The following is a 12,573-nucleotide window of genomic DNA, read 5'->3' as shown; positions in this document are numbered from 1 at the left end:
TAACTGGCAATCCTCGCTCAGCGGCGAACCGGTCGCTTCTGCAACTTGCGCTGCAACGTACGCCGATGCATCCCCAAGGCCCGCGCCGTGGCCGAAATGTTGCCCTCGTGTTCAGTCAGCACCCGCTGGATGTGTTCCCACTGCAGGCGGTCCACGGACATCGGGTTTTCCGGCACCAGCGTGTCCAGATCGGCGTGCTCGGACAGCAGCGCAGCCAACACGTCATCTGCGTCCGCCGGCTTGCACAGGTAGTTGCAGGCGCCGCGCTTGATGGCCTCGACAGCGGTGGCGATGCTCGAATAGCCGGTCAGTATCAGGACACGCATTTCCGGGTCCAGTTCCAACAGCTTGGGCAGCAGCACCAGACCCGAGTCACCTTCCATTTTCAGATCGACCGTTGCGTAGTCGGGAATGTCCTGCTGGGCGAGCACCAGACCTTCCTCGGCGGAACTGGCGGTGCTGACACGAAAACCACGGCGCGCCATGGCGCGTGCCATCACGCGAGTGAAGGTGGCGTCGTCGTCCACCAGCAACAGGTGCGGCAGTTCTTCGCCCTCGACCTGGATGTCATCAGTCATGCTTCATCTCCTGTTGCGTTCCGGGGCAGACGCAGCTCGGTGAGCGTGCCGCCTTCCTCGTGAGGATAGAGTTTCACCGAGCCACCGGCGCGGGTCACGCTGGCCTTGCTCAAGAACAGGCCCAGGCCGAAGCCTTTGCCCTTGGTGGTAAAAAACGGTTTGCCGATCTGTTCGGCGACCGCCAACGGCACCCCGGCGCCGTGGTCGCGAATGGTGATGCTGATTTCCCAGGCGCTCCAGTCCAGGCTCACTTCCAGCCCTTCGGGGCAGGCATCGGCGGCGTTGTTCAGCAAGTTCAGCAGCGCTTGGGTCAGATCGGGAGGCGGCGCGACCATCGGTACGTCGCCCTGCCCCAGACGCTGGAAACGATAGCTGGCTTCGGGCCGCATCAGGTGCCAGCGATTGAGCGCCTGATCGAGCCAGTGGGTGACGGTCTGCTCCTGCACGGCGAGACGGCGATTGGCTTCGGCCGCACGAACCAGCTGTTGCAGGGTTTCCTTGCACAGTTTGACCTGGTCTTGAAGCACCGACAGGTCTTCTTGCAGCGCCGGGTCTTTGTGGTCCTGCTGCATTTCCTTGAGCAGCACGCTCATGGTCGCCAGCGGCGTGCCCAGTTCGTGCGCAGCGCCAGCAGCTTCAGTCGCGACAGCCAGCAGTTGCTGATCGCGAGCGCCTTCTTCTCGGCGCAGGGCGCGCATCTGTTCCTGACGGCGCAGTTCTTCGGCCATCCGCGCCGCGAAGAAGGTGATCACCCCCGCTGCCAGCGCAAAACTCAGCCACATGCCGTAGATCTGCATCTTCTCCCGAGCGATGGCGAAGGCTTCGACAGGATAGAAATTCGCCAGCATCAAGGTGTACAAGGCCAAGGCGATGCCCGAGAGAATAAGCGAATAGCGCCACGGCAGGGTCACGGCGGCAATCGTCAGCGGCACAAGATAATAAGAGACGAACGGGTTGGTCGACCCGCCGGAGAAAAACAGCAGCGCGCTGTGAATGAACAAGTCGAACGCCAGTTGCACGGCGTATTCCAGTTCGGTCACGGGCCAGGACGTGCGAAGTCTGATCGCCGTCAAAAGGCAAACGATGGCAGAAAAGCCCAAGGTGATGTCCAACTGGAGCCAAGGCAAAGGCAGCAGGTTGAACAGGTAGGCGAACCCTACCGAACCGGCTTGGGCACCGAGCACCAGAATGCGGATGAACGTCAGTCGCCAGAGATTCTGGCGCGTGGCAGACAGCAATTGAACGGGGGCGAGCATGAGCTCTCCTGATGAGCGCTCCAGGGGAATCCGAGCGAGTATAACCAATGCGACAGCGCTTTCCGTCAATGTGCGTCAAAGCGCCACAGCGATGAGGGATCTTCAGGCTGCAAACGCTTTCTGTGGGAGCGAATTCATTCGCGAATGGACAGTCAACCGACGTATCCCTGTCGCCTTAGCCATTTTTTCGCGAATGAATTCGCTCCCACAGTGAGGTTCTGCGTTTGTTCCTCGCTGGAACAAGATCCCGGAAACACAGTCTGATGGGCATCCGTCCAGCAACGCTCCAACCTGCGCTCAGGACGGTTCGCCCAACAAGGAGTTTCACATGTTCAGCCTTCGCCCCACTGCCACTGCCCTTACCTTTGGCGCCGCCGCGCTGGCCAGCGCCTGCGTCATGGCCGAAGACGTTCATTACAATCAGGTGTCCGTGCGCGCTGAGGTCAATCAGGAAGTTCAGCGCGACCTGATGACCGTCACCGTGTACACCGAATTGCAGAATACCGATCCGGCCAAGCTCGCCGCCGGGATCACCGAATCCCTTAACAAAGCCCTCGGCGAGGCCCGTCAGGTCAAGGGAGTGACGATTCGCCAAGGCAGCCGCAACAGCTACCCCATCTATGATGACAAAGGTCAGAAAATCACCGGCTGGCGTGAGCGCGCTGAACTGCGACTGGAAAGCCCCGACTTCGCGGCTCTTTCCAAACTCACCGGAGAACTGCTCGGCAGTGATATGAAAATGGGCGGCATGGACTTCTCCATCTCCGACCCGGCGCGCAAAACCAGCGAAGACACCTTGCTGAAAAACGCCGTCACCGCATTCAAAGCCCGCGCACAACTGGTCACTGATGCCCTGGGTGGCAGCGGCTATAAACTGGTGAACCTGAACCTCAACACCTCGGGCTACCCACAGCCTTATATGCGTGCGCCAGTCATGATGATGAAAGCGGCCCGCGCCGATGCCGCGCCAACGCCGGATGTCGAGGCCGGGACCAGCCAGGTCAGCGTGACCGCCGATGGCGTGATCGAAGTCGCGATTCCCTGATCCTTGCCCGCGGCAGCCAAGGGCTGCCGCAGTTTCCTCCCCCCTGCTGCACTCTTTTCCAGACGATCTGTCGCCCCTTCCCTTGCGACGCGCTAGCGCATCCTACACACCGCCGCGCCCTGTCCGATTTCCACGCCCCGTGCAATCCGTACACTCGACACCCGTACCACCAACAACACCTTCACGACCGGAGCGTCTGATGGGTCGGGATATCCCCGGACCCGCAACGCCTGACCGGTCGTTTATTACTGATTCAAGGAAGAATCCATCATGGCTTTTCAACCTGCGACAACCCGTTTCCTCGACCAACCCGACCTGACAGAGGCGCTCGTGCACAGCACGTTTGCCCTGGACCTGCTGACCCGGGTGGCGACGACACTTTCAGCCGATGGGTTCATTGAGAACATGGCGCGCATCTTTGGCCAGGACATTCCCGAAAGCGTTTACTGCGCCCTGCAAGACCGGCTGCTTGCCGGAGAAATCGACAACCCGGCCATCCTCATCGAGGACGGCGATCATCTCGCCGACTACAGCAACAGCGAGCGGGTCATCCGCATTCATTCCTCAATGATCGACAACGCCCTTAGCGACGTTCGGGTCGCCGAGTTTCTGGATGTTCTTCTGCACGAGTTCGGCCATCACATCGATAACGTGCTGCGTCAGGACTTCGCCGATTATCTGGAAGAGGGTTCGATCCCTCTCGCCAAGGATGCCAACGGTGAAGAGGGCTCTCGTTTCTCCCTCGCGATGGCTACGCTCGGCCAGTTCGACACCGATCGCGTGCGCGTTGCCAGCTACCGGTTCGGGTCAGCCCGCCCGCTGGATATCGAAACCCAGTGGAGTAAAGTGCGCGTACGCATCGTGTGGCGCCACTCGAACCTCAACGAAACCTCAAACTCTCCCGACCCGCACCCAGAGCGTGAACGCTTTGAAGCAGGTGATGGCGATGAACATCACCATACCCACGAGACGATCGAGGCCGTGCTGTACGACCTGGAGATGAGCCCCTATGAACTGGACACCATCTATTTTGGCAACTGGCTGCGGGATTATTCGCAGCTGCTCGATCCCAAGATCATTCGGGCCGCCGATACGCCCAAGGACTTCCCCGACGTACTGTCCCGTGACGCCCTTACCCGGATCGTCGACGTGCTTTCCATCAAACGATTCGGGGCGATTCGCCAGGGTAGCGGGGATTTGTACAGAGTGACTCCCGATGTGCTCGGTGTGTACCGCCCCAGTGAGCACATCGACAACCCGCGCGTCATTGACCGGAATACCCCAGACCCGAAGTCAAGGGACCAGGATTTCGAATCGCTGGTGTTCGACGGCGATCCACTCCTGCAAATTGACTACACGACATCGATGAAGCACTACATCGGCAGGTCGGTTGACTTCATGGCACGCCAGCTGCAATTTGCCATGGAGCACCCGCGCAAGCCCTGGGGTTTGCGCGCCTTTGGCTCGGCGTTGCACATACTCGAAGACTTTTTCGCTCACTCCAACTTCGTGGAACTGGCGCTGATCAAGAATGGCCACTCCGAGGTGCTGCCATGGACCTCCCCCGCCGACTGTGAAGCGGGCCTGCCGCTCGTGACCGGGATGTTCGGCTCCACCGATGTCCTGGCCAGTGTGGCCGGCCCACTGGGCAAGATTCTTTTCTCGGTCGACGACATCACCTATATGCCGACCAAACCGGGTGACCGAAGCCCTCGCGAGCAGGTGCTATTGATTCTTCTCGAAGAGCACGAGAACCCTGACTACCTCAAGCATTTCCAGGCCTTTCTGAACGCTCGTGATGAATGGGTCAGCCTGCCCATCGCGGAGTTCATTCAGCGAAGCGTGGCCTATCTGACAGGACCTGCCTCGGTGCTGGGTAATGCCCTCGGCATCGTCATGCAAGGTGTACTTACGCGATTCGGGGAAAACATCAAGGACTGGCAGACCCGGTATGGGGAAGATCCGCACGACAATGGCTCGACTGATCCAACTCACTCACAGCTGGCCAAGGACCATGCAGAACACCCACTGCACCTGCTGGCAAGCAGTCTGGCATCCGAAGCCGTGAGAGCGGTAGGCACCGCAATGGTCAATCATTGGAACGGCGACACCCAGGCCGATCCCGTTGCTATCGCTATCGACTATTTCAAGCATCCCCACAACAGTGAGTGGCAGGATGCACAAGTCGCTGAATGGGCGACGAAAAACCCCGAAAACGTACGCCGCGCCACCTCGAAGCTCGACCTGCGCGCCATTCATGAGCACCTCGCTGATACAGGACAGGCCTCGCTCGATCGCCTGACCAAAGATGGCGCTGCGTATCTGAACTTCATGAGAGGCGAGTTCCTGGACAAGGAGTCGCCACTCTGGGCACTGATAAAGCTCACGTCCGCTGGCGCCGCGCTTTATGCGCTTTATGAGTCACTGGGCATCATCAAATAGGCCAGACGGTTTTCTTTTCCGAACCCTCAACGCTGCGGCATTCTGCGCGGTCTATCATCCGTCGATGATTCCGGCATGAATGCCGCACTTGCATGAGGTCCACATGGAGAACACCTTCAAACCCCTGCTTCTGGCTGCTGCGATGGCGGTGTGCGTGCCGTCGGTACAGGCGGCCAGCACCTTGGTCTATTGCTCCGAAGCCAGCCCCGCTGGCTTCGATCCCAGCCAATACACCAGCGGTACTGAGTTCGATGCGTCGGCTGAAACCGTGTTCAACCGCCTGACCCAGTTCAAGCGGGGCGGCACTGAAGTCGAGCCAGGCCTGGCGACAAAATGGGACGTCTCCGACGATGGCCTCACCTACACGTTTCATCTGCGCGATGGGGTGAAATTCCATACCACGGACTACTTCAAGCCGACGCGGGATTTCAATGCCGACGACGTGCTGTTCACCTTCAATCGCCTGCTCAACGCCGACGATCCGTTCCGCAAGGCTTACCCGTCCGAGTCGCCGTACTTCACCGACATGGACATGAACAAGACCATCAAGCAGGTGGAGAAGGTTGACGACCACACCGTCAAATTTCACCTGAACAACATCGACGCCGCGTTCATTCAGAACCTGGCCATGAGCTTCGCCTCGATTCAGTCCGCTGAATACGCCGCGCAGCTACTCAAACAAGGCAAGGCCGAAGAGATCAACCAGAAGCCGATCGGAACCGGTCCTTTCGTGTTCAAGCGTTACCAGAAAGACGCGCAAATCCGCTTTACCGGCAACAAGGATTACTGGAAGCCGGAGGACGTGAAGCTCGACAACCTGATCTTCTCGATCAACACCGACGCGGCCACCCGCCTGCAGAAACTCAAGACCGGCGAATGCCAGATCAGCGGCTATCCGCGTCCGCAAGACATCGAGGAAGCGCAGAAGGACCCGAACCTAAAAGTGCTGAGCCAACCCGGCTTCAACCTCGGTTTCCTGGCCTATAACGTGACCCATCCGCCGCTGGATCAACTCAAGGTGCGTCAGGCGCTGGACATGGCCATCGACAAGCCGGCGATCATCAAGGCGGTGTACCAAGGGGCCGGTCAACTGGCGCAAAACGCGCTGCCGCCTGCGCAATGGGGTTATGACCCGAATATCAAGGACGCGCCTTACAACCCGGACAAGGCGAAACAACTGCTCAAGGAAGCAGGCGTCGCGCCGGGCACGCAGATCAATCTGTGGGCCATGACCGTGCAACGCGCGTCCAACCCGAACGCACGGATGTCAGCGCAGATGATTCAGTCCGACTGGGCGAAGATCGGCATCAAGGCCAACATTGTCAGCTACGAATGGGGCGAGTACATCAAGCGCGCCAAGGCTGGCGAACACGACGTGATGATCTATGGTTGGACAGGTGACAACGGTGACCCGGACAACTGGCTCGGCGTGCTCTATAGCTGTGCGGCGGTGAAAGGCAGCAACTACGCCAAATGGTGCAACCCGAGCTACGACAAATTGGTGACCCAGGCCAAGCTGACCAGCAACCGCGACGAGCGAATCAAGCTGTATCAGCAGGCGCAGAACATCCTGAAAAACGACGTGCCGATTACGCCAATCGCCAACTCCAAAGTGTTTCAGCCCATGCGCAAGGAGGTGCAGGACTTCAAACTCAGCCCGTTTGGCCTGACGCCCTTTTATGGGGTGAGCGTGGCCAAATAGCACCATCGCTTATCAACAGCGAAGTAACACTTGCGGGACATTCGGGTGCATTTGCCACGGCGCGATGCACCAAAATCGCGCAACAAAGATGCCGATATGCGACACGCAAACGTTCAACCGCGTCAAAAATTATACTTTTGCGACATTCGTGTACGTTCGTGCCACTCTTTGACACTTGTTTGGCGCCAGCATCTTGCTTTGGGTATGGCGCCTGCATAAGTATCCGCGGGACCGACCCATAAGGTCGTACCCTCAACTAAAAAATGACAACAACTGAGGCCACCATGCTCAAAAAAGCGGTCATTCCGTTTCTCCTCGGCGCAGGTTTGATCGCCAGCGCTCCCTTCGCTCAAGCAGCATCGAACCTGGTGTTCTGCTCCGAAGGCAGCCCCGCTGGTTTCGACCCAGGTCAGTACACCACCGGCACCGACTTCGACGCTTCGGCCGAGACCGTTTTCAACCGTCTGAGCCAGTTCGAACGCGGCGGCACCGCCGTCATTCCAGGCCTGGCCACTAGCTGGGACGTGTCCCCGGACGGCCTGACCTACACCTTCCACCTGCGTGAAGGTGTCAAGTTCCACACCACGCCGTACTTCAAACCGACCCGTACCTTCAATGCCGATGACGTGCTGTTCACGTTCAACCGCATGATCAACAAGGACGATCCGTTCCGTAAGGCGTACCCGACTGAATTCCCGTACTTCACCGACATGGCGATGGACACCAACATCACCAAGATCGAGAAAGTCGACGATCACACCGTCAAGATGACCCTGGGCGTGGTCGACGCTGCGTTCATCCAGAACCTGGCCATGAGCTTCGCGTCCATTCAGTCCGCTGAATACGCCGCCCAACTGCTCAAGGAAGGCAAGCCGGAAGACATCAACCAGAAGCCGATCGGCACTGGCCCGTTCGTGTTCAAAAGCTACCAGAAAGACTCCAACATCCGTTTCACCGGAAACAAGGACTACTGGAAGCCTGAAGACGTCAAAGTCGACAACCTGATTTTCGCGATCACCACCGACGCCTCGGTTCGCGCTCAGAAGCTGAAGAAAGGCGAATGCCAGATCACCGCTTATCCGCGTCCAGCCGACCTGAAGCCGTTGAAAGACGATCCTGCGCTGAAGATGCCTGATCAGGCGGGCTTCAACCTGGGCTACATCGCCTACAACGTGATGCCGGAAATCAAGGGCGAGACCAAGCCTAACCCGCTGGCCAAGCTGGAAGTGCGTCAGGCGCTGGACATGGCGGTCGACAAGAAAGCCATCATCGACGCGGTGTACCAGGGCGCAGGCCAACTGGCGGTGAACGCCATGCCACCGACCCAGTGGTCCTACGACACCACGATCAAGGATGCACCGTACGACGTCGCCAAGGCCAAGGAACTGCTGAAAAAAGCAGGCGTGGCCGACGGCACCGAAATCACCCTGTGGGCGATGCCGGTTCAGCGTCCGTACAACCCGAACGCCAAGCTGATGGCTGAGATGCTCCAGAACGACTGGAAGAAGATTGGCATCAACGCCAAGATCGTTTCCTACGAGTGGGGCGAGTACATCAAGCGCGCCAAAAACGGCGAAAACGGTGCGATGCTGATTGGCTGGAGCGGCGACAACGGTGACCCGGATAACTGGCTGGGCACCCTGTTCGGCTGCGACGCGGTCAACGGCAACAACTTCGCCAAATGGTGCGACAAGGACGGCTTCGACAAGCTGATCCACCAGGCCAAGGAAACCACCGACCAGTCCAAGCGCACCGAGCTGTACAAACAGGCTCAGCACTTGCTCAAGGCCGCAGTCCCTATGACCCCTATTGCGCACTCGACTGTTTACCAACCGATGCGTAAAGAAGTTCAGGACTTCAAGATCAGCCCATTTGGTCTGAACTCGTTCTACGGCGTGAGCGTCAGCGGTAAGTAATAACTCTCTGTGACTGCACGGTCGCGATACCTTCGGGTGTCGCGACCGTGTCGTCTTGTGCGTGATTCAGACACGAAAATGAATATCGTTAGACGAGTAAGTGTGCAGCTGAAAGAAATTGCCTACTAACGATATGCACTTTTCCTACAGACATCGAAGAAGTCTGAAGTATTTACTGTGCGGCCGGACGGACATACCGTTCTGAGTTCCCGCACCTGATAGTTATCGTTTTCCCGTCGGTCGGTTTATCTGATCGGACAATTCCATTTGCGCAAACGATTGCCCCGGAATTTTCCGCATCATCGAAAAGTGATACACGTCCCAGACGATAAGGATTGTCATGCGTAAAAACATTGTTGTGTCTTCGTTAATCACTGCTGGGCTATTAGCCACTATTCCAACCGTACAAGCGGCTACCAAGAGTCTGGTGTTTTGTTCGGAAGGCAGCCCCGCCGGTTTCGACATCGCCCAATACACGTCGGGCACTGACAACGACGCCGCCGAGCCGATCTACAACCGCCTCGCGGAGTTCGAACGCGGCGAGACCAGCGTGGTGCCTGCGCTCGCGACGAGCTGGGATATCTCGCCCGATGGCCTGACTTACACGTTCCACCTGCGCCCTGGCGTGAAATTCCACAGCAACAAGCTGTTCACGCCGACCCGCGACTTCAATGCCGACGACGTGCTGTTCACCTTCAATCGCATGTTGCAGAAGGATCATCCCTTCCGCGTCGCCTACCCGACGGAGTTCCCGTACTTCACCAGCATGGGCCTGGACAAGAACATCAAGTCAGTGGAAAAGACTGACGCCATGACGGTCGTATTCACACTGAACAAAGTGGACGCGGCCTTCATTCAAAACATTGCAATGAACTTCGCCTCTATTCTGTCGGCTGAATATGCTGACAAACTGATGGCATCGGGTAATGTTCGCGAGATCAATAATTCGCCCATTGGTACAGGCCCGTTTGCATTCCAGCGTTATCAGAAAGATTCGCAAATTCGCTACGTCGCCAATAAACACTTCTGGGACCCGAGCCGCGTGAAGATCGATCAACTGATCTTCGCCATCAATACCGATGCCTCGGTGCGTGTGCAGAAGCTCAAGAAAAACGAGTGTCAGGTGACACTCAATCCCCGCCCCGCCGACGTCGAGTCGATCAAGGCAGACAAGAATCTTCAGGTGATCGAGAAACCCGGCTTTAACCTCGGTTACATCGCCTACAACGTGCGTCATGCGCCGCTGGACAACCTGCAGGTTCGTCAGGCGCTGGACATGGCGGTGGACAAGAAGGCGATCATCGACGCGGTGTATCAGGGCGCGGGGCAACTGGCGCAGAACGCTATGCCGCCGACCCAGTGGTCCTACGATGAAACCGTCAAGGATGCCCCCTACAACCCGGAAAAAGCCCGCGAGCTGTTACGCGCTGCCGGTGTCAAGGAAGGCACCGAGCTCACCCTGTGGGCCATGCCCGTGCAGCGCCCCTACAACCCGAACGCCAAGCTGATGGCTCAGATGCTTCAGGCCGACTGGGCCAAAGTGGGCATCAAGGCGACCATCGTCAGCTACGAGTGGGGCGAGTACCTCAAGCGCAGCAAGAACGGCGAGCACGACATCTCGCTGATCGGCTGGACCGGCGACAACGGTGACCCCGACAACTGGATGGGCACGCTGTACAGCTGCGCCTCCATTGGCGGCAACAACTACTCGATGTGGTGCGACGAGAAGTACGACGCGCTGATCAAGTCGGCCGTGTCCACGGCGGACAAAAACCAGCGCATCGACCTCTACAAGCAAGCCCAGCACTACCTCAAGAGCCAGGTGCCGATCACGCCGATCGCTCACTCCACGGTCATTCAGCCGTTGCGTAAAAACGTTCAGGGGTTTCAGGTCAGTCCGTTCAATCGCAACAACTTCTCCGGCATCAGCATCGCCGACTAACCCGAGCAACTGTGCCACAGGTGAATGTTCGCCTTTGGCACTGCTTTATCCGCAATCCGCGGAACGAGCGAAAAAAGGCCCACAAGGCCGCTTCATCAAAGCCGGTCCTCCATAAAAACCGGCCTCTATAAAAGATGTAAAAGGGAGCTTCAAACGTGAAAAAAGCCAGCACCGCTGTATTCGCCCTCTCCGCCCTCGCCTTCAGCGTCGCGGCCCAGGCAGAGCCAACCAGTCAGGAGTTCGTCCCGACGACACTGGCCACCACCAACGCCCAGAGCGAAGCCAAAGGCTTTCTGGAAGACTCGAAAATCACCGGTTCGACCAAGAACTGGTACGCCAATGAACTGCTGCGTCGCGGCGGCAATTTCAGCCGCAGCGAGAACGGCGTCGTGGTCGATCGCGATCCACGTCGTATCAACTGGGTGCAAGGCACCATCGTTGACTACAGCTCGGGCTTCACTCAGGGCACCGTCGGGTTCGCCACGCAGATGGCGGTCTACAACGCCGTTGCGCTGGACCGCGACAAGGATGACCTGATGGGCGGCGCCAACCGCACGTTGACCAAGAACAACGGCGACCCCGTTGGCCAGTGGAGCAAGCTGGGCCTTGGCAACATCAAGGCACGCATCTCCAACACCACGCTGACCGCCGGCCGCCAGTCGCTGAACACGCCGGTACTGGCCTACATCGGTAACCGTGCGCTGCCGTCGAGCTTCGAAGGTGTGAGCATCCTCAGCGAAGAGTTCAACAACCTGTCGTTCACCGCTGGCAGCTTCGACCGCGTCTCACCGCGTTCCGAACAGAGCCTGACCAAGTTCCGCTCCGAGTACACCGCCAACGCGAACATCGAAGCCGACCGCGTGGACATGGCCGGTGTCGACTACAAGCCGTTCAAAAGCCTGACGACCAGCTTCTACGCTTCGAACGTCCAGGATTTCTGGCACCAGTACTATTTCTCGTTCCTGCACGAGCTGGGCGACACCGACGTCCTGGGCCTGAGCACCAACCTGAACTACTACAAAACCAAAGATTCCGGCTCGAAAAAAATGGGCCCGATCGACAACGACACCTACTCCCTGTCGTTGACCGCGACCCACAAGGCGCACAGCTTCAGCATCGCCTATCAGGAAGTCGAGGGTGACACCTACTTCGACTACGTGCATGACAGCAACGCCATCTTCCTCGCCAACTCCTTGCTCTCGGACTTCAACGGACCGAACGAGAAGTCGGTGCAACTGAGCTACCTGCTAAACATGGCCGACTACGGCGTGCCAGGCCTGAAGTTCAACGTCTATCAAGCCCGCGGCTTCGACATCGACGGTACGCACTACAAAGGCACCGCCTATGACGTGCGCAGCATGGACGGCGAAACTCACTACGAATACGGCGTCGGCGCGTCGTACACCCTGCAGTCCGGCCCGCTGAAGGCCTCGACCATGCGTGGCACGTACACCACCCACCGCGCGAGTGCGAACCAGGCTGACGGCAACATCAACGAGTTCCGTCTGGTGACCACCATCCCGTTCAACATCCTTTAATCAACCGCTGGGCAGTTTCGGGGCAAGGTTCATACAGAACTTAATGCCCCGAAACACCCACTGAGTAATGGCTTCATCACTTGCGGAGGGCGTTTTCTTGAAATCGACATTCAAACTCGCAACATTGCGCAACGCAGTCGCATTGGCACTGGGA

8 protein-coding genes are annotated in these 12,573 nt (G+C 58.3%); 6 read left to right on the top strand and 2 right to left on the bottom strand.

All coding sequences use genetic code 11. From position 1 onward, the window contains the following. Positions 1 to 17 precede the first annotated feature (17 nt). Positions 18 to 578 carry a response regulator transcription factor gene (locus ACWKWE_RS15140; RefSeq protein WP_166593740.1) on the bottom strand — a complete coding sequence of 187 codons (561 nt, stop codon included), beginning with the start codon at positions 576 to 578 and terminating at the stop codon, positions 18 to 20. Next, complete coding sequence (locus tag ACWKWE_RS15135; RefSeq protein ID WP_166593741.1) at positions 575 to 1,834, bottom strand: ATP-binding protein; 1,260 nt, start codon at positions 1,832 to 1,834, stop codon at positions 575 to 577. The genes ACWKWE_RS15140 and ACWKWE_RS15135 overlap by 4 nt, the downstream gene beginning before the upstream one ends. A 328-nt stretch (positions 1,835 to 2,162) precedes the next feature. Here ACWKWE_RS15135 and ACWKWE_RS15130 point away from each other — a divergent pair, with 328 nt between their 5' ends. The 6 genes from ACWKWE_RS15130 to ACWKWE_RS15105 all read left to right on the top strand — a co-directional run bounded on the left by ACWKWE_RS15130 (position 2,163) and on the right by ACWKWE_RS15105 (position 12,419). Beyond that, positions 2,163 to 2,879, top strand: coding sequence for an SIMPL domain-containing protein (locus ACWKWE_RS15130; RefSeq protein ID WP_483851009.1), 717 nt, complete (start codon positions 2,163 to 2,165; stop codon positions 2,877 to 2,879). Positions 2,880 to 3,149: 270 nt separating this feature from the next. Further along, on the top strand, positions 3,150 to 5,321 hold the full coding sequence (locus ACWKWE_RS15125; protein WP_483851008.1) for an HET-C-related protein: 2,172 nt from the start codon (positions 3,150 to 3,152) through the stop codon (positions 5,319 to 5,321). Positions 5,322 to 5,424: 103 nt separating this feature from the next. Next, a complete protein-coding gene (locus ACWKWE_RS15120; RefSeq protein WP_483851007.1) occupies positions 5,425 to 7,023 on the top strand; it encodes an ABC transporter substrate-binding protein in 1,599 nt (532 codons plus the stop codon). Between the two features lie 284 nt (positions 7,024 to 7,307). Next, positions 7,308 to 8,939, top strand: coding sequence for an ABC transporter substrate-binding protein (locus ACWKWE_RS15115; protein WP_166593745.1), 1,632 nt, complete (start codon positions 7,308 to 7,310; stop codon positions 8,937 to 8,939). 340 nt (positions 8,940 to 9,279) lie between these two features. Next, positions 9,280 to 10,881, top strand: a complete 1,602-nt coding sequence (locus tag ACWKWE_RS15110; RefSeq protein WP_483851006.1) for an ABC transporter substrate-binding protein — start codon at positions 9,280 to 9,282, stop codon at positions 10,879 to 10,881. A gap of 155 nt (positions 10,882 to 11,036) precedes the next feature. Further along, on the top strand, positions 11,037 to 12,419 hold the full coding sequence (locus ACWKWE_RS15105) for an OprD family porin (protein WP_483851005.1): 1,383 nt from the start codon (positions 11,037 to 11,039) through the stop codon (positions 12,417 to 12,419). Positions 12,420 to 12,573 lie beyond the last annotated feature (154 nt).

This window comes from Pseudomonas salicis (assembly GCF_057128705.1).
Note: the sequence above shows the minus strand (reverse complement) of the source record. Positions and strands in the feature narration are given on the sequence as shown.